Annotated in this window: 20 protein-coding genes and 4 pseudogenes; 13 read left to right on the forward strand and 11 right to left on the reverse strand. The window is 58.3% G+C overall.

Annotated elements, in window-relative coordinates:
- Positions 1-352 precede the first annotated feature (352 nt).
- Positions 353-1,936: a peptide chain release factor 3 gene (locus tag ACOAPY_RS17870; protein ID WP_465154204.1), complete on the forward strand. Its 1,584-nt coding sequence runs from the start codon at positions 353-355 to the stop codon at positions 1,934-1,936.
- Positions 1,937-2,131: 195 nt separating this feature from the next.
- Here ACOAPY_RS17870 and ACOAPY_RS17875 read toward each other — a convergent pair whose 3' ends face one another.
- Together ACOAPY_RS17875 and ACOAPY_RS17880 are read right to left on the reverse strand one after the other, a co-directional pair.
- Positions 2,132-2,737, reverse strand: coding sequence for a 3'-5' exonuclease (locus ACOAPY_RS17875; protein WP_465154205.1), 606 nt, complete (start codon positions 2,735-2,737; stop codon positions 2,132-2,134).
- 9 nt (positions 2,738-2,746) lie between these two features.
- Positions 2,747-3,226, reverse strand: coding sequence for an NYN domain-containing protein (locus ACOAPY_RS17880; RefSeq protein WP_465154206.1), 480 nt, complete (start codon positions 3,224-3,226; stop codon positions 2,747-2,749).
- A gap of 108 nt (positions 3,227-3,334) precedes the next feature.
- Here ACOAPY_RS17880 and ACOAPY_RS17885 point away from each other — a divergent pair, with 108 nt between their 5' ends.
- The 5 genes and pseudogenes from ACOAPY_RS17885 (at position 3,335) to ACOAPY_RS17905 (ending at position 7,320) form a co-directional block, all read left to right on the forward strand.
- On the forward strand, positions 3,335-4,009 hold the full coding sequence (locus tag ACOAPY_RS17885; protein WP_465154207.1) for a YciC family protein: 675 nt from the start codon (positions 3,335-3,337) through the stop codon (positions 4,007-4,009).
- A gap of 69 nt (positions 4,010-4,078) precedes the next feature.
- A complete protein-coding gene (locus tag ACOAPY_RS17890; protein ID WP_465154208.1) occupies positions 4,079-4,513 on the forward strand; it encodes a VOC family protein in 435 nt (144 codons plus the stop codon).
- A 183-nt stretch (positions 4,514-4,696) separates the two neighbouring features.
- On the forward strand, positions 4,697-5,425 hold the full coding sequence (locus ACOAPY_RS17895) for a substrate-binding periplasmic protein (RefSeq protein ID WP_465154209.1): 729 nt from the start codon (positions 4,697-4,699) through the stop codon (positions 5,423-5,425).
- A gap of 335 nt (positions 5,426-5,760) precedes the next feature.
- A pseudogene (locus tag ACOAPY_RS17900) lies at positions 5,761-6,084 on the forward strand (PAS domain-containing protein); the annotation flags it as partial.
- Positions 6,085-6,120: 36 nt separating this feature from the next.
- Positions 6,121-7,320, forward strand: coding sequence for a methyl-accepting chemotaxis protein (locus ACOAPY_RS17905; RefSeq protein ID WP_465156848.1), 1,200 nt, complete (start codon positions 6,121-6,123; stop codon positions 7,318-7,320).
- Between the two features lie 15 nt (positions 7,321-7,335).
- Here ACOAPY_RS17905 and hrpB read toward each other — a convergent pair.
- Positions 7,336-9,486, reverse strand: a pseudogene (gene hrpB / locus ACOAPY_RS17910) (ATP-dependent helicase HrpB); the annotation flags it as partial.
- A gap of 454 nt (positions 9,487-9,940) precedes the next feature.
- Positions 9,941-10,969, reverse strand: coding sequence for an IS30-like element ISPsp7 family transposase (locus ACOAPY_RS17915; protein ID WP_125886713.1), 1,029 nt, complete (start codon positions 10,967-10,969; stop codon positions 9,941-9,943).
- A gap of 28 nt (positions 10,970-10,997) precedes the next feature.
- On the opposite strand from ACOAPY_RS17915, the gene ACOAPY_RS17920 reads away from it, so the two are divergent.
- From ACOAPY_RS17920 to ACOAPY_RS17935, 4 genes are read left to right on the forward strand one after another with little or no spacing between them, the layout of a single operon-like run.
- Positions 10,998-12,950: a hypothetical protein gene (locus ACOAPY_RS17920; RefSeq protein WP_465154210.1), complete on the forward strand. Its 1,953-nt coding sequence runs from the start codon at positions 10,998-11,000 to the stop codon at positions 12,948-12,950.
- Complete coding sequence (locus tag ACOAPY_RS17925; RefSeq protein WP_142028716.1) at positions 12,934-15,039, forward strand: integrase; 2,106 nt, start codon at positions 12,934-12,936, stop codon at positions 15,037-15,039. Before ACOAPY_RS17920 ends, ACOAPY_RS17925 begins: the two co-directional genes overlap by 17 nt.
- The gene (locus tag ACOAPY_RS17930) at positions 15,032-15,619 is read left to right on the forward strand and encodes a hypothetical protein (protein ID WP_142028715.1); all 588 of its coding nucleotides are present in this window, start codon (positions 15,032-15,034) and stop codon (positions 15,617-15,619) included. Before ACOAPY_RS17925 ends, ACOAPY_RS17930 begins: the two co-directional genes overlap by 8 nt.
- Positions 15,616-17,037, forward strand: a complete 1,422-nt coding sequence (locus ACOAPY_RS17935) for a tyrosine-type recombinase/integrase (RefSeq protein ID WP_465154212.1) — start codon at positions 15,616-15,618, stop codon at positions 17,035-17,037. Before ACOAPY_RS17930 ends, ACOAPY_RS17935 begins: the two co-directional genes overlap by 4 nt.
- A 409-nt stretch (positions 17,038-17,446) precedes the next feature.
- On the opposite strand, the gene ACOAPY_RS17940 is transcribed toward ACOAPY_RS17935, so the two are convergent.
- The 7 genes from ACOAPY_RS17940 to merT form a co-directional block, all read right to left on the reverse strand.
- The gene (locus ACOAPY_RS17940; RefSeq protein WP_021703202.1) at positions 17,447-18,673 is read right to left on the reverse strand and encodes an IS256-like element ISPa46 family transposase; all 1,227 of its coding nucleotides are present in this window, start codon (positions 18,671-18,673) and stop codon (positions 17,447-17,449) included.
- Positions 18,603-19,097 carry a Y-family DNA polymerase gene (locus tag ACOAPY_RS17945; RefSeq protein ID WP_465156850.1) on the reverse strand — a complete coding sequence of 165 codons (495 nt, stop codon included), beginning with the start codon at positions 19,095-19,097 and terminating at the stop codon, positions 18,603-18,605. The genes ACOAPY_RS17940 and ACOAPY_RS17945 overlap by 71 nt, the downstream gene beginning before the upstream one ends.
- 338 nt (positions 19,098-19,435) lie before the next feature.
- Entirely contained in the window at positions 19,436-19,852 is a 417-nt protein-coding gene (locus ACOAPY_RS17950) for a hypothetical protein (RefSeq protein WP_008567175.1), read from the reverse strand.
- Between the two features lie 18 nt (positions 19,853-19,870).
- Complete coding sequence (gene merA / locus ACOAPY_RS17955) at positions 19,871-21,553, reverse strand: mercury(II) reductase (RefSeq protein ID WP_008567178.1); 1,683 nt, start codon at positions 21,551-21,553, stop codon at positions 19,871-19,873.
- A 32-nt stretch (positions 21,554-21,585) separates the two neighbouring features.
- Positions 21,586-22,020 carry an organomercurial transporter MerC gene (gene merC, locus ACOAPY_RS17960; protein ID WP_008567179.1) on the reverse strand — a complete coding sequence of 145 codons (435 nt, stop codon included), beginning with the start codon at positions 22,018-22,020 and terminating at the stop codon, positions 21,586-21,588.
- Between the two features lie 12 nt (positions 22,021-22,032).
- Entirely contained in the window at positions 22,033-22,308 is a 276-nt protein-coding gene (gene merP / locus ACOAPY_RS17965; protein ID WP_008567180.1) for a mercury resistance system periplasmic binding protein MerP, read from the reverse strand.
- A 13-nt stretch (positions 22,309-22,321) separates the two neighbouring features.
- Positions 22,322-22,672: a mercuric ion transporter MerT gene (merT, locus tag ACOAPY_RS17970; protein WP_008567181.1), complete on the reverse strand. Its 351-nt coding sequence runs from the start codon at positions 22,670-22,672 to the stop codon at positions 22,322-22,324.
- A gap of 71 nt (positions 22,673-22,743) precedes the next feature.
- Here merT and merR point away from each other — a divergent pair, with 71 nt between their 5' ends.
- The 3 genes and pseudogenes from merR to ACOAPY_RS17985 all read left to right on the forward strand — a co-directional run.
- Positions 22,744-23,154 (forward strand): Hg(II)-responsive transcriptional regulator, encoded by a 411-nt coding sequence (merR, locus tag ACOAPY_RS17975; RefSeq protein ID WP_008567182.1) that lies wholly within the window; start codon positions 22,744-22,746, stop codon positions 23,152-23,154.
- 358 nt (positions 23,155-23,512) lie between these two features.
- Positions 23,513-23,700 (forward strand): annotated as a pseudogene (locus ACOAPY_RS17980) (DUF4113 domain-containing protein); the annotation flags it as partial.
- A gap of 88 nt (positions 23,701-23,788) precedes the next feature.
- Positions 23,789-24,307, forward strand: a pseudogene (locus ACOAPY_RS17985) (sulfatase-like hydrolase/transferase); the annotation flags it as partial.
- Positions 24,308-24,340 lie beyond the last annotated feature (33 nt).

Below are 24,340 nucleotides of genomic sequence, written 5' to 3' on the forward strand. Positions count from 1 at the left end.
TCAGTTTCCCCACTTTGGTTCGCCTACTTCCCAAGGCATGTCGCCGATGACTTCCGCAGTGCGAAAGCCTCTCGTCGTCAGTACTTGAGCCGGATGGATCGTTTCCAGCATGAGCGTTCGGGCGCGAACTTTAGGACCATGACTGCGCGATATCAACCGAAAATTGCCGCTGTTTTGCACCCAGTTGTCGCCTGGCTGATTGATTGTTTTCGATACTCAACAAAACGTCAGAAATGCTGCACAAAACCAGGCCCGACAGGGCTGCGACGAAACGGGAACAGGGGCCGGCCTTTACCGGTATAATCGCCGCCTTTTTTGACACTCCGACGACCGAGTCGACAGGTTTTCCGCCATGAGCATCCAGGCCGCAGAAGTCGCCAAACGCCGCACGTTCGCGATCATTTCCCACCCCGACGCCGGTAAGACCACCATTACCGAGAAGCTGCTGCTGATGGGCAAGGCCATCGAGGTCGCCGGTACGGTGAAGTCACGCAAATCCGACCGCCATGCCACCTCCGACTGGATGGAAATGGAGAAGCAGCGCGGCATCTCCATCACCACCTCGGTGATGCAGTTCCCCTACCGCGAGCACATGGTCAACCTGCTCGACACCCCCGGTCACGAAGACTTCTCGGAAGACACCTACCGCACCCTGACCGCGGTGGACTCGGCACTGATGGTGCTCGACGGCGGCAAGGGCGTGGAGCCGCGCACCATCGCCCTGATGGAAGTGTGCCGCCTGCGCGACACGCCCATTGTCAGCTTTATCAACAAGCTCGACCGCGACATCCGCGACCCGATCGAACTGCTCGACGAGATCGAGGCGGTGCTGAAGATCAAGGCGGCACCGATCACCTGGCCGATCGGCTGCTACCGAGATTTCAAGGGCGTGTACCACCTGCACGAGGACAAGATCATCGTCTACGTGCCGGGCCACGGCCATGAGCGCACCGAGCAGAAGGTCATCAACAAACTGGACTCCGATGAAGCGCGCGCGCACCTGGGCGACATGTACGAGCGCTTCATCGAGGAGCTGGAACTGGTCCAGGGCGCCTGCCACGAGTTCGACCAGGACGCCTTCCTCAAGGGCGAGATGACCCCGGTGTTCTTCGGCACCGCGCTGGGCAACTTCGGCGTTGACCAGGTGCTCGACTGTATCGTCGACTGGGCCCCGCAGCCGCTGTCGCGCGCCGCCCACGAGCGCGTGGTCGAGCCGGTGGAAGAGAAGTTCAGCGGCTTCGTGTTCAAGATCCAGGCGAACATGGACCCCAAGCACCGCGACCGCATCGCCTTCATGCGCATCTGCTCGGGCAAGTACGAGAAGGGCATGAAGATGCGCCATGTGCGCATCAAGAAGGACCTGAAGATCGCCGACGCCCTGACCTTCTTCTCCAGCGAGCGCGAGCAGCTGGAAGAGGCCTACGCCGGCGACATCATCGGCCTGCACAACCACGGCACCATCCAGATCGGCGACACCTTCACCGAAGGCGAGGTGCTGGGCTTCACCGGCATCCCGCACTTCGCCCCGGAACTGTTCCGCCGCGTGCGCCTGAAGGACCCGCTGAAATCCAAGCAGCTGCGCCAGGGCCTGCAGGAGCTGGCCGAGGAAGGCGCCACCCAGGTGTTCTTCCCCGAGCGCAACAACGACATCATCCTCGGCGCCGTCGGCGTGCTGCAGTTCGATGTGGTCGCCAGCCGCCTCAAGGAGGAATACAAGGTCGAGTGCGCCTACGAGGCGATCAACGTCTGGTCGGCGCGCTGGATCGAGTGCAGCGACGAGAAGAAGCTCAAGGAGTTCAAGGACAAGGCCTTCGAGAACCTGGCGGTGGATGGCGGCGGCCACCTCACCTACCTGGCGCCGACCCGGGTCAACCTGAGCCTGATGGAAGAGCGCTGGCCGGACATCACCTTCCGCGCCACCCGCGAGCACCACTGATAGACAAACGCCCCGGCCAAGCCGGGGCGTTTCATTTATGGCCAGATGCACCCGGAGCATGCTGCGGCGCTGACTCCCTCTCCCCTTGGGAGAGGGCTGGGGCGACCCGCGTAGGGTGAGGGTGCCATGGGCAACTCGGAGCGGCCTGAAACGCCCTCACCCCCGGCCCCTCTCCCACAGGGAGAGGGGAGCTGCCTACACGCTGGCCCGCAGCAACGCCCGCACCTTGGCCGCCGAAAGCTTCTGCAGCCCGCACAGGTAGTCGTGATCGGCACGGATGTCGTGGCGCTGCCACAGCAACGCCTGCAGGTGCAGCGTCAGGTTGGCCGCCATCTCGGCATCGGCCAGCGCGCGGTGGGCCTGGCCGGTGCTGGGCAGCCCGACCCAGCTGTTGAGGTTGCCCAGCTTGTGGCTAGGCGCCTCGGGCAGCAGGCGCCGCGACAGCAGCAGCGAACAGGCGAAGTCACGATTGCGACGCCGCCCCAGCTGGCCCAACTCGGCATCCCAGAACTTGCTGTCGAACGCGGCGTTGTGCGCCAGCAGCGGCGCCTCGCCGATGAACTCGGCGGCCTCCGCCATCACCTGCGCCACCGGCGGCGCGCTGCGCACCATGGCGTTGCTGATGCCGGTGAGCTGTTCGATGAAGGGCGGTACCCAGGCACCGGCATTCATCAGGCTCTGGTAGCGCGCGACGATGCGCCCGCCCTCGATCATGGCCACGCCGATTTCGGTCGGTCGCGCGCCCTGGGCCGGCGACATGCCGGTGGTTTCAAAGTCGATCACGGCGATGCGATCTGGCATCGGTTGTCCTCAGTTCTTCAACAACAGCGCACCCTCGACCGGCACGAAGCGGTCAGCGGCGCGGATCAGGGAATGCGCGGTGAGGCCCTCGACGCCATACACACAGCAGGCCACCCCATGACGGGCGCGGGCGCGCTGCAGCAGCAGGTCGAAATCGCCGTCGCCGGAGGCCAGCACCACTTCGTCCACCCGCTCGGCGGCATCCATCACATCCAGGGCGATGCCCACATCCCAGTCGCCCTTGGCCGAGCCGTCGCTGCGCTGGATATAGGGCTTGAGCAGCACCTCGAAACCGAGGTTGCGCAGGATCTGCTGGAACTGGCGCTGCTTGGCGTCGCCACGGTCGATGGCATAGGCGCGCGCCTCGACGATCTCGCCCTGCGCCGCCACCTGGCGCCACAGCTCGGCATAGTGGAAGTGGCAGCCATGAGCCTGGCGCACGGTGTAGTAAAGGTTCTGCACATCGGCGAACAGGGCGATCTTCTTCACGGTGCAGCCTGGCAACAAGGGAGCGGCATTATGCGAAAGACCGGCATGTTCGTCGCCCCCGGCCATCGGCTAAAGTGAGGACATGTAGTACTGCCGCGATGCCTGCCGATGAATCCGTTGACCGTTCTGCGCGATGCCTTCCATTTCTTCAGCCGTAACCTGCCCGGTATCGCCCCGCTGTGTCTGCCGCTGATCGCCGCCGAATGCCTGGTGCGCGCGGTCGTCGCGGGCCTGGTCGATACGGACCATTCGCCCGCCTACGAGCTGCTGGTCGGGCTGTTCTTCTACCCGCTATACAGCGCCGCGCTGATCCTCTTCCTCGACGCGCGCAGCCAGGGCCAACGCCCGGCTACCCGTAACCTGCTGGCCGCCGCGCTGCCGCTGTGGCCGTCGTTCGCCGTGCTGGCCGGACTGAGTACCCTGCTGATCATGCTCGGTGGCGCGCTGTTTCTGCCGGTAGCCCTGTACCTGATGGTCAAGCTGGCTTTCTCCGAATACCTGCTGGTGCTGCGCGGCCTCGCACCGCTGCCGGCGATGCGCGAGAGCTTCCTGCTCAGCATCGGCCACTTCTGGTCGCTGCTGGCCTGCGTGCTGCTGGTGATCGTGCCGCTGTGGCTGCTGGATGACTGGACCCTGCAACTGCTCGGCGAGCAGCCCGATGCGATCGGCAGCCTGTTGCTGGACATCGTCAACGGCTTCCTCCAGTTGTTCTCCACCGTGGTGCTGTTCCGCTGCTTCATGCTGTGCAGCCAGCAGCCGACCGAGGACAGCCACAGCAGTTGACCCGCTCGACAGGAAATCCTCCGCGCCTTTGCTAGGCTTGGGACTTCCGCAACCCCAGGGAAGATCGCCATGCCCGAACAGAATCCGAGCATCCTCTCGCACGTCTCCATCGGCACCAATCAGTTCGAGCGGGCCGTGGCCTTCTACGACAAGGTCCTGGCGACCCTCGGCTGCAAGCGCGTCCTCGAACACCCCGGCGCCGTCGCCTGGGGCCGTGAATACCCGGAGTTCTGGGTGCAGACGCCGATCGATGGCCAGCCGGCGAATGTCGGCAACGGCAGCCACTTCGGCTTCGTCGCCCCGGACAAGCAGGCCGTGCACGCCTTCTACGACGCTGCCCTGGAGGCCGGCGCCAGCGCTGACGGCCCGCCCGGTCCGCGCCCGCACTATGGCGAGCCCTACTACGGCTGCTTCGTCCGCGACCTAGACGGACACAAGATCGAGGCGGCCTACTGGGACACCGAGCTGGTCTACGAGCTGTATATCGAGCCGCACGCACACTGACCTGTCGCCGCCCCTGCAAGCGGCCAGCCCGGTCACCACCGCGCGGCTCAAGCCCCCGCCTAAGGACGGGCCGCCGGCAAGCGGCCGAACGCTGAAGCGCTGTACCTCAAGGCTCTGGACAAAGCGCCAGTGCATCGCCATGCTCGGCCCCAAACGAACAACAAGACGGCCCGAGCCGCACCGATGCGCAGATTCCTTTTTCCTGCCCTGCTGGCGTGGCTGTGCTGCTCCGGCGCCCAGGCCGCCGAGCCGACCGTCAGCGTCGGCTATTACGAATTCCCGCCCTACTCCTGGACCGATGACGATGGCAAGCCGCGCGGCTCCATCCTGGCGCTCACCGAGCGCCTGTTGCGCCACGCCGGTTACCGCGGCCATTACCGCTCACTGCCCGGCGCGCGGCTGTATGCCGCCCTGCGTGACGGCAGCGTGCAGCTGTGGCCCGGCGCCGGCGGCAAGACCGAACTGCTCGGCCATACCTACGAAGCCAGGCAGACCATGGGCGAGATCAGCCTGGCTCTCTACCACCGCACGGACACACCCAGGCCGGTCCTACCGGAGGGCCTCAGAGGGCGGGGGCTGATTGTGATCAGCGGCTACAGCTACTGGAAACCGGCCAGCGAACTGATCACCGACACCACGCTGGGAATCAGTATCCATCGCACCAGTACCCATGCCTCGGCGCTGGCCATGCTGCTGCGCAAACGGGGCGACTATCTGCTCGACTACCAGGCTCCCGTCGAACAGGTGCGCAAGGAGCTGGGGCTGTCACCCCTGCCCTATACCATCCTGCAGACCATGCAACTGCGCCTGATTGCCTCGCGTCATGCCGAGGGCAGCCAGCGCTTGCTGGACGATCTGGACAGCGCCTACGCGGCGCTTCAGGCAGCGGGCGAACCCTTGCAACTGGACTAGCCGCTCCGCCGCCCCATGCGCGACGCCTGAGCAGCCCGCGGCAAAAAGCGCCGAAAGCTCGCCAGCGGGCCACCCATCGGCAATAGCAGATAGCCACTAGACATCCAAAAAAGTGACGTCAAAATAATAGCCAGCCATAGATGCGCCCCCCAGGCGCATGCGAATCATCAAAAAACAATAACGCCCTCTATCGCCCCATCCCAGATTTTCTGCAGCGCCGCGCGGGCTCTGCGACAGCTGAACCCCATAGAACCCCAAATGCCCCGGAAGAGACTCCGGGAGCAGACGTATGCCCTTTTGCCATCCAAAGGGCCAGAGAAATGCAATCCATGAAAATGCGCCGCCCCGTCACCAACGTCGAGCAGACCTTTGCCCACGACCAACGCCTGATCTCCGCCACGGATGCCGCGGGAAACATCACCTACTGCAACAGCGAGTTCGTCAGAATCAGCGGGTACACCGAAGAGGAACTACTGGGAAGCCCACACAACCTGGTCCGCCACCCGGACATGCCTGCCGCCGTTTTTGCGGTGATGTGGGGCTACCTGCGGGCCGGCAAGAGCTGGATGGGCGTGGTCAAGAACCGCTGCAAGAACGGCGACTACTACTGGGTCAGTGCTTACGTCACGCCCATTCTCGATAATGGCCGCGTCGTGGGCTACGAGTCCGTGCGGGTCAAGCCGACCCGCGAGCAGGTGGCACGGGCGCAAAGCCTCTATGAGCGTATCCGGGAGGGCCATAACCCCATCCCGACGACACGTCGACTGGCCCACCACGCTTGGTCATTCGCCCTGCCCGTTGCCGCTTCAGCACTGGCTATCACGGTCATCGGGACGAGCACGCCCTGGATCGCCGGAGGGTTGACCGCCACGCTGATACTCGGTGTCGGGCTGTGTTCCAGACGCCAACTGGAATCGACACTCAGCAGGATCGTCGGCAAGAACCCCAATGCCTTTGCCGACCCGATCAGCGCGCAGGTCTACAGCGAGGCACAGGGAGCCGCAGCGCAACTGGACATGCTGCTGATCAGCGAGGATGCGCGCCTGCGTACCGCATTGACGCGCCTGAGCGACCTGGCCAGCCGCGTGGCAGAGTCGGCAGCGAATGCGTCGAGCCTGTCCAGCCAGACCGAGCGCGCTTTGCTGGCACAGAGAGCCGAGACAGATCTGACGGCCGCCACCATGACCGAGATGGCCGCCTCCATTGCAGAGGTTGCGGGCAACGTTCAGCAAACAGCCAGCGAAGCGCAGGCCGCCAGCACACTGGCCGAGCAGGGCGACCGTGTTGCCGAGAGCACGCTTGGAGCTATCGAGTCACTGGCGACGACCGTGACGAAAATCGGCTCGGCCGTCGATACGCTGGCCGGGGAAACGCAGCAAATCATGTCAGCCGCGGAAATCATCCAGAGCATCGCCGAGCAAACCAACCTGCTAGCCCTCAATGCCGCCATCGAGGCTGCGCGCGCCGGCGAACAGGGCAGAGGCTTTGCGGTGGTGGCCGATGAAGTTCGTTCGCTCGCCAGCAAGACTCGCGAATCGACCCAGCAAATCCAGTGCGTGATTCAAACACTCAAGGCAGGTGCCGACGAGGCCGTCTCGGTTGCCCGTCTGGGCATGCACGAAGCCGACAGTGGCCTGCAGCAGGTGGTCAACACCCGTGGCGCCCTGCAGGGCATTCGGCAAGCGGTCGATCGCATCGGCGCCATGAGCCTGCAGATGGCCGCGGCCTCGGAACAGCAGGCACTGGTTTCCGAAGATATCTCCCAACAGACCAACAATGTCGCCGCCACCATGGAGCAGACGGCGGACAATGCGCGTTCAACCGTTAGCCGCGCCGTGGAGCTGGAACAGGTCGCGGCCGACCTGCGCGCCCTGGTTGAGCGCTTCAATCGCTGAACGCGCGCCAGGCCTCTATTTTCTGGGCTTGGCGCGGGCGGTCGGCTCGGCCACCAGCGGGTCGTCCGGCCAGTAGTGCTTGGGGTAGCGCCCCTTCAGGTCCTTCTTCACCTCGGCATAGGTGTTGGCCCAGAAGCTCGCCAGGTCCTGGGTCACCTGCACCGGCCGGCGCGCCGGCGACAGCAGGTGCAGCAACACGCCCTGGCGGCCACCGGCGATGCGCGGCGTGGCCGCCAGGCCGAACAGCTCCTGCAGGCGCACCGCCAGCACCGGCGGCGACTCGGCATAATCGATGGCGATACGCGAACCGGAAGGCACTTGCAGGTGCTTCGGCGCCAGCTCGTCCAGGCGCTGCGGCAGCGGCCAGGGCAACTGACCTGCGAGGATGCCCGGCAGGTCCAGATTGGCGAAATGGCTGAGCCGGCTGACCTTGCCCAGGTACGGCAGCAGCCAGTCTTCCAGGGTCGCCAGCAACGCGGCGTCACTCAGGTCCGGCCATTCGCTGTCGCCCCGCTGCTCCAGGTCGAGGCGGCGCAGCAGCGCCACCCGCGCCTGCCACTGGCGCAGCTCCGGCGTCCAGGGCAGCAACTCCAGGCCCTTGCGCCGCACCAGGCCGAGCAGCGCGCGGCTGCGTGCGACCTCGTCCAGCCCCGTCAATGCCTCGCGACTGAGCACCAGCTCGCCGACCCGGCGCTGCCGTTCGGCGCGCAGCACGCCCTCGCGCTCGTCCCACTCCAGTTCTTCGCGCAGGCTCACCTGCTCGGCGAGTACCGCGTCGAACAGCGCCGGATCGAGGTCGGCCGCCAGGTAGATACGCTCCTCGCGCTGGCCCTGGCGGCTGCCGAGGTCGGCGATCACCAGCCATTCGTGCTTCATCAGCGCATCCGCCTCGCCGAACAGCGCGGCGCGGCCATTGGCCAGGCGATAGTCCGCACCGCCGGCCTTGCGCTGGCGCGCCACCCGGTCGGGGTAGGCGAAGGCCAGCAGCGCGCCGAGCCAGCGCGGATGCTCGGGATCGGCCACCGCCTCGGCGGCCGGCCCGCGCAGATAGGAACGAAACTGCCGGGCCAGCTGCCGCGCGCGCTGCACGCCACCGCGCGAACCGCCGGCGGCACGGGACTCGCCGGCTAGCAGGCTCATGCGACTGTGCAGGTCGGCGCCGCCGCCGCGCAGGATGTCGCGCTCGGACAGTAGCGCGGCGAGGTCCGCCGCCAGCGCGCCAAGGCCAAGGGCCTGGCCACGCAGCAGCAGATGGGCGATACGCGGATGCGCCGGCAGCTCGGCCATGGCCTGGCCATGCGTCGTCAGCGCGCCGCGCGCATCGAGGGCGCCGAGGCGCGCCAGCAGGTCGCAGCCCTGGGCGAAGGCGGCGGCAGGCGGTGCATCGAGCCAGGCCAGCTCGCCCGGCTGCACGCCCCAGTGCGCCAACTGCAGGGCCAGGCCGGCGAGATCCGCCTGGAGGATTTCCGCGGTGCCGTAGGCCGCCAGCTGCTCGTGCTGGCTCTGCGACCACAGGCGATAACACACGCCCGGCTCCAGGCGCCCGGCGCGACCGGCACGCTGAGTGGCCGAGGCGCGGGAGATGCGCTGGGTATCCAGGCGGGTCATGCCGCTGGCCGGGTCGAAGCGCGGCACGCGTGCCAGGCCGGCATCCACCACCACGCGCACGCCATCGATGGTCAGGCTGGTCTCGGCGATATTGGTCGCCAGCACCACCTTGCGCATGCCGGCCGGCGCCGGCTCGATGGCGGCGCGCTGGGCAGACAGCTCCAGCTCGCCATGCAGCGGGCAGAGCAATACGTCGGGACGCTGGCCCAGGCTCTCCTGCAGCTGCTCATGCACCCGGCGAATCTCCGCCTGGCCGGGCAGAAACACCAGCAGGCTGCCCGGCTCATCGGCCAGGGCCTGCAGCACGGTCTGGGTGACCCGCTGCTCGATGCGCTCACCCGGTTGCCAAGGTGCACCCCAGCGCATCTCCACCGGGTGCATGCGGCCCTGGCTGGACACCACCGGCGCATCACCGAGCAGCGCGGACAGGCGCTCGCCCTCCAGCGTGGCGGACATCAGCAGCACCTTGAGCGGCTCGTCACGCAGCAGCTCGCGGCCATTGAGAGTCAGCGCCAGGGCCAGGTCGGCATCCAGGCTGCGCTGATTGACTTCGCGGAATGCATGAACTTGTCAAAATCACTGAGGCCTCCTATACCCAGAAGCTAGCGAGGGCTCAGAGCGAAGAAAACACAATGACAATCATCACCAACACAGGCTATCTGCACCACTACCCATTCCTTGCGCTATCTGATGATGTGGTGACCGCGATGGGTCAAGCACCCTCCACCCCCTACACAACCAGCGTCCCAATAAAACTATTTGAGGTGTTTTGCCACGTTACGGACACGCGTGTTTGCTATGCAGATTTATCAAGCAAACAGTTTCGCCTAACCGTAAAGCGGTTCCTGGGCACGCTTTACCACAAGGATTTAGTTGACTCACATCCATTTACACAGACCACGTATCGGAAAGCGTTCATCCAAATCCTAGATTCTTTGAGAAGTAAGATTCCGACCCTTATAGATACCGACTGGACATTACTAGGCGGTTGCAGGAGCTGAGTGCAACACGGTTATTGAATTGAAGCCGGAGCATCATGCCGCATTGCCATGGCATTTTGCATGACCTCTCCCATCACCTCGATGGGGCATTTGAAGTCGAAGCGCTTGCGCGGTCGCATGTTCAGTTGCAGCGCAATGGCGTCCAGCTCCTCCTGGCTGTGTACCGACAGGTCTGTGCCTTTGGGCAGGTACTGGCGGATCAGGCCATTGATGTTTTCGTTGCTGCCGCGCTGCCAGGGGCTGTGCGGGTCGCAGAAGTAGATCGCCACGCCGGTTCTTTGGGTGATCTCGGCGTGTCGCGCCATCTCCCGGCCCTGGTCGTAAGTCATGCTCTTGCGCATATCCAGCGGCATGCTATTGAGCGCGGCGCTGAAGCCTTCCAGCGCCGAAGTCGCCGTCGCGTCGTTCATCTTCACCAACATCAGGTAGCCACTGGTGCGTTCCACCAGCGTACCGACGGACGAGGCGTTGGCCTTACCCTTGATGAGGTCGCCTTCCCAATGCCCCGGCATCAGCCTGTCTTCAATCTCCGGCGGGCGCACATGAATACTGACCATCTCGGGGATCTGGCCGCGCCGATCCACGCCACCAGAGCGCGGCCGGCGCGTCGTCTTGCCTTGGCGCAGACAGATGATCAGCTCCTTACGCAGCTCACCCACTGGCAGGGCATAGATCGCGTTGTAGATCGTCTCGCGACAGACGTAGGCATCTCGCAGGTTGGGTATGTTCATGCTGCGCAGCTTGCCGGCAATCTGCTCGGGAGACAAACGCTCACGCAGCATATGGGTCACCAGTTCGAAGCGCTCGCTACCCGGCAACAGTTTTCGCGTCGGTCGACAAACCTGGCGGCGGGCCTGCATTTGCTGCTGGGCCAGGCGGGCCGAGTAGCCACCGCAAGCACCTCGGTTACGGCGCAGCTCACGGCTGATGGTCGAAGGGGATCGGTTGATCAAGCAGGCAATCCTGCGCAGGCTGAAGCCTTGGGTAAGACCGATTTGAATGGTGGCGCGCTCTTCAACGCTGAGTTCGGTATAAGACATAGGGGCAGCACCGTACCGGAAAGGTCAGGTGTTGCACTCAGTTTTTGCCGCCGCCCTAGATGTTGAACCAGATATCTCTTATCTTTCTCTCGCGGACACAAAACTCAATCACTCACTAATCAGATACTGGAATGGCTGGCAAGTTTGCAGCGGCAAAAAAGCATCGAGCTACCTCAAACTATCGCCACTCTGGCTATCCCATGGACAAGCTTTTACCGAACAATTCTATGAGCAATGCAAAGAACACTTAGAATCAGGAAACATAAGACTCTCATCAGTTATAAACAAATTCGTTAGATATCTAGCGCTCAACAGCGAACAGTGGCCACCCAGTACATTTTACAACCCAACAACTGTACGCCATGTCTTTCTGGGATTCATGAGATTTTATTTCTTAGAAGCAAACGATAACAGCAAAGATTTAATAGCACAAAACGTCGCTTTCGCACAATTTATAAACTTATGCACACGCGCCTTCATTGAGTCCGGCGTATGGGCAACTCCATTTGAGAGACTACCAAAGCCAGAGATCAAAAGACCGCCCGGCACACAAAGCAATATCAGAAAAAGTGAAACAGGCGTACTTGTACACGACAAGCTACTGACTGAAATCCCGATATCAATAACGGACAACCAAGCCATAGATATACTCTTTAAAAAAATAGACTCAGACTTAAATACGATTAGACAATGGGCACTAGAGCAAGTAAGCGACTTTAAGATCAGAATAGAACGCAGGAATAAACTTGCCAAAACCGGAACCCCATCCAGCTATGGAGGCGGAAACAAAACAATCCATAGAATCGGCCTAGCAAATATCTGCGCCACATTTAATAGAGATGGATTCATCACTAGCAAAACCTATACAAAAAGAGCATTCGGAGATGTAACTACCGTCGACGAGACTTCCAAGCTACTAGCACTGCCAACCACTGACAGTCTCTTCCCCTTCCAATGCTTGCTTGTGATGAATCATCCAGAAATAACAGAAAGCTTCCTGAAAAACCTTGAGCTATATAATCCAGAAAACAAACGAACAGGATTCATTGAGGATGGCAATGAGTCCACACTAGTTAGTTACAAGGATAGAAAAGGTAAAAATTTAAGCCTGCAAGCAATTAGACTTACGCAGGAGGAAACAGCTTGGATAAGGTTAATTATCGACATCACCAGCCCATTAAGGGAAGCATTAAGAAGCAGAAATGATAAAAGATGGCGAGAGCTGTTTCTAACCTGCGGCCAGGGGTTCGCTGACCCAGGCAGCATGAAACCACCCCGATGGTATTTGAGCAGGCTAAAATCAGAACAGACAATCCGTGACCGCGTTACAACAATGTTTCACCCTCACACACACCTTCGCGATGAGGCTCTTCTAAAGTTTATTGACCGAATTAGCCTGACAAGTATCAGATCAAGTGCTGGCGTCTCGGTATATCTCCAGACGGGTGACGGCGAGAAGATGTCACAAGTGCTTGGCCATACGGAGTACAACCCCGAACTTCTGCGGAGATATCTTCCCGACCCCATCCTTGAATTCTTTCAGTCTCGATGGGTGCGCATTTTTCAAAAAGCCATTATATGCGAGACGATGAAGTCCAGCCCACATTTAGCTCAAGCCACTAAATTTGAAAGCATGGATGAACTTCATGAGTTTTTGCAAAATCATGCTCTGAGTGAATTGCCAAGCCATATCAAAGATCCAGAGGGGATCAACGCATTCAGGGAGTGTAGTTCCGAGCTATTTATCTCTGTAAACCCAGGAGCATTAGGCGCATTAATGTCACTTGAAAGCGCAGTGAATAACGCCAAAAAGCCTAATTTAGTCTCAGGGAAAGCCAAGTACTGGGCAAGCATTTCAAAGCACATTGTCACGCATATAAAAAGCGGAACTGATTCGCTTTTGAAAAAACATCTAAATAGCGCCATCCAACACATAAACCCCAACCAGATGGCCAAATTAATTTATGAACCTTCCTTCTGAACTCAGCTTCTTAAATAATTATTATCTAGACCCACAAAAACATTACCGCACTGCAAACTGGCTAATTAGTAACTTCGAGGAAAAAATCTGGACATATAACTTTGGCAGCACAAAGAATCGATATTTAGACTGGGACATAAGACTGGATAACGGTACGAGCCTTGCCTCTGAATGCAATTTAGCACTTTGTAACAGCTTCAAGTATTTCACCATAGCTGCGACACGGAGGGCAGCTGGCTCAAGTGATGACACTAACGCACTGCAAACACAAAAAAAAGGCTTTAATCTAGCTCTTCTCATATTAGATATCCTACTACTAAATCCTCAATATCAGATTTCACGATATGGACTTGGCGGCCTCTCCATAAATCATCTAAAGGATATTTTAGCGAAATTTTGCCAAAGCACCGATACAAGTGAGTCCGTATACAACTGGTCACAAACCCTTAAACTCTACTGCCTCGACACGCTTAATAGAACCAACAAAGACGACATCGAGAGTTTTTTACAACAGCATCCACACGCTAACATCGTCACATCAGACCAAATCAATGACGACATACTGGGCCTTGAACCAATCAATATACCAAGGATCAGAGCAGCGCTCCATTTAAACGGCGATTACTCCCAACCAGCAGATCACGCGCAATGCACTATCAACAGCCTAGTCATATCGCAAAAAATCTTCATTAACACCATTAAAGGAGCACGCTACCCTAAGACTAGACACGAGATCTTGTCTTTCTATAAAGACAGCTATGCCGACCGCACGGAATATCCTGCTGTAAAAATAACTACTGGTGAAAATGAGAAAATTAGCCAGTCATACTTCAACGCACTGAAAATGACGATTTATAGACTAGGGATTTTGCATGAACTCGGACTAGATGCACCAAGCATTGACACGCTGAAGCACATGCTAAATGCACCTTATCCGTCGACAGTTCAGCCCGGGAGATTCAGAACCCTACCTTCTGAAGTGGTCTTCAGCACAGCCAGAAAAGCAATCGAACTCCACTTACATCATGGGAAGGAAATTGTTAATGGTTTTTGCAGGGTTGCCATCAGATGTTGCCGCTACAAAGTTTCACCGTCGAAATTTACTTCAAAAGAAATACGAAAAATTATTGGCCCTCATCTCTCTGACTTGGGCGTAAAGTATTTGGGCCTTTCTGCACGATCTACCGGGTCTGCAGCGTACTGCGCGAGTGTCCGACCAGAGAAAAATGAATACTTTGTAAAACTACGAAACAATGCCGGCCTCTTAGAGCTCATATCAGTATATATAGGCTCTGTGCAGCTCGTAGTAGGAATGCTAATGGCTAGGCGCATAGATGAACTAGCCCAGCTGTCATCAGCCAGTTGCCTAGACAGCACCGAGACTCTTTTGATTTTTGGGAACGGTAAAAGCACTAGCGGACTATTTGGAGTTAGGCGCAGAGAGGCTAGACCTATTGATCCACTAGCCGTTGAAATGATTAAAAATCTTATTCGAATGCACAAAATCCTGAAACGCATTGGCTACATAGACACCATTCCATCGCTGTTTGCAACACCATCCAGACATGGATCTACCAATATAGCTCCATGCAACACTGACAATTTCAATAAGAATCTAGACTTAGTCTGCGACTACTTCCAAACCGAGGTCACCCCTGAAGGCTGTCGTTATTATATAAGACAGCACCAACTCCGAAGATTTTTTGCCTTAGTATTCTTCTACTCCAGCAGCTTCGGCGGTCTAGAAACTTTGCAGTGGGTTCTGGGCCATACTAATCTCTCACACGTCTGGAACTACATTACAGAGTCTTTAGATGGTGCAACTCTACGCGGAGCAAAAGCACAGTACGTCGCAGAAAAACTGCACAGTAACGGAGCAGCTGAATTCACTAGCCTTGCTAGAATACTAAAAGAACGATACAACATTGAGAACTTCACCATCATTGATACCGAGGAACTCGAGCATTATATCGAGGCACTGCTAGTAGACTCCATTATATCTATAGAGCCTGAGTTTTTTGAAAACGAGCACGGCGAAAGATTTGAAATAGTTATTAAGCTTACTCAGGAAGAGCATCGACATGCCTAGATCTTCATCTATAAACAGTAGTGACGTACACACTTTTGTCGAATTACTAAGAGCCATATGCCGCACCCCGGCCACATTTGCAAACTCAACTAAAATCAAAATCGCCCTCCATAGCCAAGCAGGGTTAGCAGCCCTAGAGCACCAATTCGAAGAAAACGATATCTATAAGACTACAAAACCGATGAGCCTAAATACTCTAAAATCTTATGCAAACACAGAACTAGATCGTGGCTTCCGGGGACTCAACGACTTAAGAATTGCGGCCGCCGATGCAATCCAATCCTACGAAACTAGATGTAAAGCATCAAATAAGCGGACAAAATCAGGACTTACCATTCGCACCTCAGAGTTAGAAAAAGACATAGAGCTTCTGCGCAAGGCGAACCTTATATTGCTACAGGCAGTAGCATTGGCCATAACTGACATTAATACTATTCGCGACACGAAAGACTCTAGCCTGAGAGAGAAGCGAGCGAACGAATCGCTGCAAACCTTAAGAGCCATAGTCAGCCTCAATCCTCCACCATTCGATCTCTACCCCAACAATTCATCTGTTGTTGTCCTCGCGGATTACAAATGATGGAAACAAACCAACCTCCAAAACAATTATATAAAGTATTACCTGAACTTATACTTTTTGACTATTACGTCCCGGGCACTCTAGCAACTAAAGATGGCTCCAGAATCCCATTCATATCCTGGCCCGATAGAACACCTTGCCATTTGGCCAATCTTTACATGCTTCATTTGCTAGAGCGCACGGGCGTAGGGGGGAGAAGCGGCCTTTCGAGGGTAGGCCCCAGAGGAGGAAGTCTTGGTGATTACGCAGGAAAGATTAGCCAACTTCTTAGATACTGCCACCATACAAATACAGATTTAATATGCCTTAGCGACCAAAAGTTTACTGACTTTATAGGAAAGCTTCGCCGCGAAAGTTCCCATTCAAAGCCAGACGCCCTAAAAAAAACTGAACCAACTGTTTTAGCAACTGGAAGAGCATGCCTGGATTTCTTAATTTTTATCGGAAAAATATATGGCGAAGAAAAATTTGTAGCTCCAGAAGGTGTTATCCGTATCACCTATAAATCTTCATATCAAAATCATGACCAAAGACACCATAAGAAACGAAATTATATCTGGCATCACTCATTTACAAACAGCGGTCGATTGCGCGATAGATTTCCAATTTCCGATGAAGCCATACTCGCTCTTAGAGTCGCTGTCGACGACGCACCAGGTAGCAGACATCTAAAGCAACGTCGCCATTTAGTGCTTTCTTTACTAGAGCATACGGGGGCTAGAGTTAGCGAAATTACCGGACTCACAACCCAAGACGTTCTTAGAGCATTACAGATGAAAGAACCAATGCTTCGACTGAACACACTGAAACAGGGAGAAGGTCGGAGTCGAGTTATTCCAATAACCAAGATGCTTGCCGCTGACCTAGGCAAATATCTGAAAATATACAGACCGCAAGCGATTGGCAAAAATAAACACGATTATTTCCTTGTTTCGGACTCTACTGGAGCATCTCTTGGAGCCGGAACCATTACTAAAGAAATAGCCTGCTTACGCAAAATAGCAGAGCTAGAAGAGGAGGCATGCCCGCATATGTTTCGGCACAGATTCATCACTAACTTATTTGTACTCTTAATCAAGCAGCACGAAATAACCAACACAGATGAATTTAGACGCTCACTGCTTGATAGCCAACAATTTATGGCTGAAGTTATGCTGTGGACCGGACATAATTCATTCGAAGGAGTTAAACGCTATATAAAATTAGCCTTTGCAAAGCTCTCAGGTCTTCCATCGACGGTATCATCGGTACGAATGCTAACCGCACTCAACTATTTCGATCAGCAGCAAACTGCTCTTTTGCGTCTCTTATCCAATGGCATGCCTATTGAACAATACAAGCAAGAACTAGACAACTTAAAAGTCTTGCGTGATGAGGATATGAGGCTAGCCCAAGCTCACCAATATACTGCTACCTAAAGCCTGACCCTGTCATAACAATTAGGCACTTAATGCGTCCTCTTCTTCGGTTTAGTTTTAGCAGTTGGTTCTGCCTCCATCGGGTCATGATGTAGTGGTCACCCCATCCCCCACAGTGGTTTGGCGACAGCCAGTCGTTGACTTGATGCGGCCTGATTCAGTTGTAGCGATGCATCAGGTAGTGGCTGATGTCCCGCTGTGAATCATCCCTAATCTTGCCGCCCCCGTGCGACCGTTTCTGGCCGGTTCCTGCCTGTCGCCATAGACGCCTCTCGGCCAGAAGTGGACATTCATGTGACGGGCCCCATAGGCAAAAGGCCTACCAAACATTAAAGTCGTGCCTCGGTAAATGGATTTGCGGATCAGCTGTATGGAGGGTGTGCAGAATTTTGTGTAACCGGGGTTGGGGTTACTGCTGCGGCAGCCGGTCTTCGTAGCTGATCGTAAAGCGCGTCAGCGCCGCCTTCCAGTCACGGATTGGCATCGTCCATTTCTTGCTGATGTTGCGTAGTGCCAGGTAGAACAGTTTCAGCAGTGCCTCGTCGCTGGGAAACGATCCGCGATTCTTGGTGATCTTGCGCAGGCTCATGTTCACCGACTCGATGGCGTTGGTGGTGTAGATCACCTTGCGAATCTCTGGCGGGAAGTCGAAGAACGGCGTGATACGTGGCCAGTTGCGGCGCCAGGACTGGCCAATCGGCAGGTAGTCGTCATCCCACTTGGCCTCGAACTCACCGAGGCGCAGTTCGGCCTCGTCTGCCGTGCTGGACTGGTAAATTCGCTTCAGGTCAGCAGCCACTTCAGCCCGCCGTTTCCACGACACATAGTTCAGGCTGTGTCTGACCATGTGCACGATGCACAGCTGCACGCTGGTGTGCGGGAACACCGCTTCGATAGCCTCAGGGAAGCCCTTCAGGCCATCCACGCAGGCGACGAAGATGTCCTGCACGCCACGGTTACGCAGCTCGGTTACCACCTGCAACCAGAACTTGGCGCCCTCGTTCTGGGCGATCCATAGGCCGAGGATTTCCTTCTCGCCAGCCAGATTGATGCCCAACGCCAGATACACCGCCTTCACTCGCACGGCGCCTTCGCGCACCTTGGTGTGGATGCAGTCGAGGTAGACGATGGGGTAGACCGCATCGAGCGGGCGCGACTGCCAGGCCTTCACTTCATCGGCTACGGCATCGGTCACCGAGGAGATCAGGCTGGGCGACACCTCGGCACCGTACATTTCCTGCAAGTGCGCCTGGATCTCGCGCACAGTCATGCCGCGGGCATACAGCGAGAGGATCTTGTCGTCGAAACCCGCCCAGCGGGTCTGGTGCTTCTCGACAATCTGCGGATCAAAGGTGCCATGCCGGTCGCGCGGCACTTCGATGGGCAACTCGCCGAACTCACCCTTGAGTTTCTTCTTGCTGAAACCGTTGCGGGTGTTGCCAGTTGGATTGCTTACCGGCTGATGCTTATCGTGGCCCAGGTGGTGGGTCAGCTCAGCATCCAGCGCACGCTCAACCAGCTTCTTGGTCAGTTGCTTGAGGATGCCGTCAGCACCGATCAGGTCTTCAGGATTCTGGTAGTTGGCCAGGAGCTGATCCAGCAGCTCGTCGGTGATGGGATGTTGCGTCTTGCTCATGGTGTCTCCGGTTCGGAGCGACAGTGTCGCTCATGAGCCGGTTACACAAAAATTCGGACACCCTCAGCTTGGCGAGCGTTTTAGTCGTGCTTATGCCCACGCCAACCGGCATGCCAATCTCACGGGCCAGGCGCTCGCGAATGCTGCGGCCCAACCCAGCTGGATCGGCTACACCGGACATGTCGCCCCAGGCCTCGTCGATTGAGTACACCTCAATGCTGGGCAGCATGTCAGCCATGATCCGCATCACTCGGTTGCTGATGTCGGCATACAACGTGTAGTTGCTGGAGCGCGCGATCACGCCTTGGCGTCGCATCTCATCGCGAACTTTGTAGTACGCGGCGCCCATGCCTATGCCCAGCGCTTTGGCCTCGGCTGAACGGGCAATTACGCAGCCATCGTTGTATCTGAATGACGCTAACAGTTAGTAGTGCATAACATATTGATATTTAACGATATTGTTACGCTAACAATTTTTCGTCCTTCGCAGCCTAAATCAGGGCTTTTCAGTCCGACCCACCCCCATGCGGCCAACTAGCTGCCCGCCTCGAATGTCGTGTCCCTGGGGCCGCGAGGCCCCAAAAAACTTTGAATGAACTTCATGAGCGTGCACATCTGTTGTCGGCTGGAGTCGTTCGGTTGTTCGGAAGAGCAGGCGAAACCGAAAAGCACACGGAGTCCTCGCATAACGTCCTTGGCTCGCAGCACTATTACGGAGACCGAAGCGTTCCCGGCCAATCAGGGCTGCTGAGAGGGCCTACATCACCGACACTCCCGGCCTTCTCCGCACCCTGGAGCGCCAAGGTACTTTCGGCCGGCCAGGCGCTCGGGCAGCCAGATGAGCAAGGGTGCCGCCCCCAGTGCCAGCAATAGCCACAGTCTGGAGAACTGCTCGCCATGCGGGTCGAAGCCATAAGCCAGCAGCCCGCCGAGCGCGAGCAACAGGAAGTACGGCGCCGTGAGGTAGCAGTGAAGTCGGCGGCAGCGTGCGGCATTGACCAGGCAGGCGCCACCCATCACCGCCAGCGCGGCGCTTGCGGCCAGGAATAGCGTGGGGTGTCGATCTGCCAGAAGAATGGTTAGCGTCGCGACAACGGCAGGCAGCCCCCAGAAGCTGATCACCTGCCATGTCTGGCGCAGGCTGTCACCCCTGCCGAGTTCATTAGTCTTAATGTTCATGTTTGCACCTCGCATTCTTTACCCGGCGCAGCAGGACAATTGCTTCACGTCCTTACTGAAGGTTTGCGCCGCGAGCTTCAGGCCCTCGACCATGGTCAGGTAGGGGAACAATTGGTCGGCTAGTTCCTGCACCGTCATCCGGGCGCGGATGGCGAGGGCGGCCGTCTGAATCAGCTCGCCCGCTTCCGGGGTCACTGCCTGCACGCCCAGCAGTCGGCCCGAGCCCGTTTCGGCGACCAGCTTGATGAACCCCCGTGTGTCAAAGTTCGCCAGAGCGCGCGGCACGTTGTCCAGGGTCAAGGTGCGGCTGTCGGTTTCGAGGCCGGCTTGGTGCGCTTCCGCTTCGCTGAAGCCGACGGTGGCCACCTGCGGATCGGTGAACACCACGGCCGGCATGGTGTCGAGATTGAGCATTGCCTCGCCGCCGGTCATGTTGATCGCCGCGCGATTGCCGGCCGCCGCCGCGACATAGACGAACTGCGGCTGGTTGGTGCAGTCGCCGGCCGCATAAATATCCGCTTTGCTGCTGCGCATGCCCTGGTCGATCTGGATGGCACCGCGTTCATCCAGCTGCACGCCGGCCGCTTCCAGGTTCAGGCCGTGGGTGTTGGGCGTGCGTCCGGTGGCGACGAGCAGTTGGTCGACCCGCACTTCACCGTGCTTGGTGGTCAGCACGAACTCGCCGTTGGCATGGGCCACCTGGCTGGCTTGCGTCTGTTCCAGCACTTCGATGCCCTCCAGGCGGAAGGCCGCCGTCAGCGCTGCGCCGATGGCCGGATCTTCACGGAAGAACAGCGAGTTGCGCGCCAGGATGGTGACGCGGCTACCCAGCCGGGCAAAGGCTTGCGCCAGCTCCAAGGCCACCACGGATGAGCCGATCACGGCGAGCCGTTGCGGAATACTGCTGCTTGCCAGCGCCTTTTCCGAGTTCCAAAAGGGGGTATCTTGCAGTCCGGGAATCGGCGGCACGGCCGCACTGGCGCCGGTGGCAATCAGGCAGCGGTCGAAGGTCACGATGCGCTCGCCCCCCTCGACCAGTTCCACACTGAGCGTGTGGCTGTCCTGGAAGCGGGCGGAGCCACGCAGCACGGTGATGGCTGGGGTGCTTTCCAGAATGCCTTCGTACTTGGCGTGGCGCAGTTCGTCGACACGACCCTGTTGCTGGGCGAGCAACCGTTCGCGCAAGACAAGCGGCGGCGTGGCGGGCAGTCCGCCATCAAACGGACTTTCGCGGCGCAGATGGGCCACGTGCGCGGCGCGAATCATGATCTTGGAGGGCACGCAGCCGACGTTGACGCAGGTGCCGCCGATGATGCCGCGCTCGATCAGGGTGACGCGGGCCCCCCTTTCTACCGCCTTGAGCGCGGCCGCCATGGCGGCGCCACCACTGCCGATAACCGCCACGTGAAGCCTGTCACCCTCTTTCCCGGCGTCAGTGCCACCGCTCAGCCAGCCCCGTGCCTTATCGAGCAGGCCGGGACGGGTAGGTAGCGTGATGTCTTCGAACGCCGCTCGATACCCCAGGGCCTCGACGGCGGCCTGCATTTGTTCACGGCTTACGGCCTCGTCGACCTTCAATTCGGCCCTCCCACTGGCGTAGGAAACATCCGCCCGATGCACGCCCGGAATCTTCTCCAAGGCCTCTTTCACATGCACGACACAGGATGCGCAGGTCATGCCAATGATTTTCAGTTCGGTCATAACGTTACTCATTGAATCGTCTCTTGTCAGGTTCACTGGTTTGGCGGCGTCGGACAGGACGCCGGGGAGCAACGGCGGTGCGCGGGCGACACGAAGTCCCAGATGGACACCCCAAACATGACGGCCAGGCCGATATAGAGCAGCCAGCCGCTCCGCCAGCCGTGAGCCAGCATCAAAAACACCGCTACCAGCACCAGGGCCGGGCCGATCAGGCCAGGCGCAGCGCGTCGCCACTGCCGGTGACTGAACCAGCCGAGGGCATTGACGAGCAGAGCCACGCCGGCAAACAACGGCAACAGCGTGGTGATGAACAGGCCTTCCCATTGGCTCAAAAAGCCCAGTCCGATCGTGGCGCCCAGGCTGGCAAGGGCGGGAAAGCACGAGGCGCAACCTATGGCGGAAACCAGCACGCCGACGGAACCGGCTTTGTCACCGATCCGTGTGAACAGATTGAAAGAATTTGCCATCGGAATGCCCGCCTATTGCTTGACGCTGGACGGGTAGCCGGCGTCCTCTGTCGCCTTGGTCAGCGCCTGCGCACTGGTCTTGGCATCGTCGAAGGTGACGATGGCTTCGCGCTTCTCATAACTCACCTCGGCCTTGGTCACGCCCTCGACCTTGGTCAGCGCTTTCTTCACCGTGATTGGGCAAGCGGCGCAGGTCATGCCCGGCACCGACAGGGTGATGATTTGGGAGGCGGCCCACACTGGGGAAACCACGGCAATGAGGGCGAGAGCGGCAAGCAGCTTTTTCATGACCAACTCCTGATTAGTAGAACAAGGGGAGGATGTAGGGGAAAGCGAGCGCGACCAGCACCAAGGCCGTCACGACCCAAAAAACGAGCTTGTAGATGGTGCTTACCTGGGGATCAGCGCAGACCTCACCGGGTATGCAGACTTGAGCCGGGCGGAAAATGCGCCGGTAAGCGAAGAACAGCGCAACCAGTGCCGCGCCAATGAAGAACGGGCGGTAAGGTTCCAGAACGGTGAGGCTGCCGATCCAGGCACCGCTGAAGCCCAAGGCGATCAGCACCAGCGGCCCCAGGCAGCACGTGGACGCGAGGATTGCCGCCAGACCTCCAGTGAGGAGTGCACCGCGCCCATTTCGCGATTCAGACATACGTTCATCCTTCCGAGTGGTTGATCGATGGGTTAAGGTTATTTCCGTAGTTAGGTACGGGGTCAAGCGGCATGCACAACGCGGTGGAAAGCCTGACCATCGGCGCCTTTGCCAAGGCAGCCGGGGTTAACGTGGAAACCATTCGGTTCTATCAACGCAAGGGGCTGTTACCCGAACCGGACAAGCCCTACGGCAGCATTCGCCGCTATGGCGAGGCGGATGTCGCACGGGTGAGATTCGTGAAGTCCGCGCAACGGCTGGGCTTTAGCCTTGATGAAGTGGCCGGACTGTTGCGACTGGACGACGGCGCGCACTGCGACGAAGCGCGTGTGCTCGCCGAGCAGAAGCTTGAGGATGTGCGTGAGAAACTCGCGGATCTTCAGCGGATCGAGTCGGTCTTGGCGCAGCTGGTTGATGACTGTTGCGCGAGCCAAGGGACAGTGAGCTGTCCGCTGATCGTTTCGCTGCAAGCGAGCAAGTGACCGCCCGCACTTCGCGCGTTAGCCCACGATTTCCCGTTTGTCAGGGCTCTCTGTTTGTCGGTCTGAAGGTGGAAAGAGCGGCGCTCATTGAGCGCCGCTGACTGGGCAAAGGAGCACTTGCAAAGGCCCTAGGTTGGTACTGCTATTTGCCCTTGTGCATCAGTGGGGCGGGCCCACGTTGCATCTGGTCGAGTAGCACATATCTACCTTGCAGGCGGACAGCCGGGCTGCGCTTCGCTTCGCCACGGCCTGCCGCCGTGGCGCCCAGTTGTTCAATCTTCTTGACGGTTTCCGCCACTAGGATTGCGTCAGCCTTGTCGCGCATGGAGACAATCTGCTCGGTCGCTCTCGTGACATCGTGATCGCCGCCGTACAGCCCGTCGCCTCTGAGAAGGTCATGCAGGTGATGGATCGGATCAATTCCAAGTGGGGTCGAGGCACGCTCCGCCTGGGCGGGGTGCCGGTGACTCCTGACTGGGGATGTGTCGGGAAATGCTCGGCCCAAGCTATACCACACGGTTAGATCAGCTCTGGACAGTGAGGTGAGGCACACCCCAGCGCTGCTAGGAAGCCGGCTTACTGCTCAGAAGAACCACCTTACCAGTGGCTACGTGTACCGTATGCACAGAACTATCGCCATGAGTCGACACCTTCGCCCTGGCCGGATCAAGGGCCTGAGGGCCAGAGTAATGCCTATGACAACTCGATCCGCTACCTCGATGACATGCTGGCGGAGATTCTTGCTGACTTCGATCGCTTGGAGGGAGAACGCTACCTGATCATCACGGGTGACCATGGTCAGCGCTTGGGTGAGGACGGCTACTGGGGGCACAACGATCTGGTGCCGGAAGTCAGCGATGTACCGGTGATCGTGGTCGCTCGCGATGCTCCGGGGGGCGCACTGGCAGATTTTTCCCGCGAACGATGGATTAGCCACTACGAGGCGGGCAAGTGGTTGGCCGCACGACTAGGGACGAAGATCAACAATCCCAACCTGCGGCCGAACGAATACTTTGTGCACGGCAAGCTACTGTTCACAGACAACTTCATCCAGCGGGTTTGTGAGTCCCCATCAGGGCTCGTACATAAGCCACCACAGCAACTGAGTATGCTGCTCCTCAACCCTACAGCAGATGCCTGCACCAGTAGCTAAGGCGCCTGTTGGCGACATGTCGCCTTCTGTTTC

It is taken from the genome of Pseudomonas stagnisoli, assembly GCF_048595745.1.
GTDB classification, from domain to species: domain Bacteria; phylum Pseudomonadota; class Gammaproteobacteria; order Pseudomonadales; family Pseudomonadaceae; genus Aquipseudomonas; species Aquipseudomonas alcaligenes_A.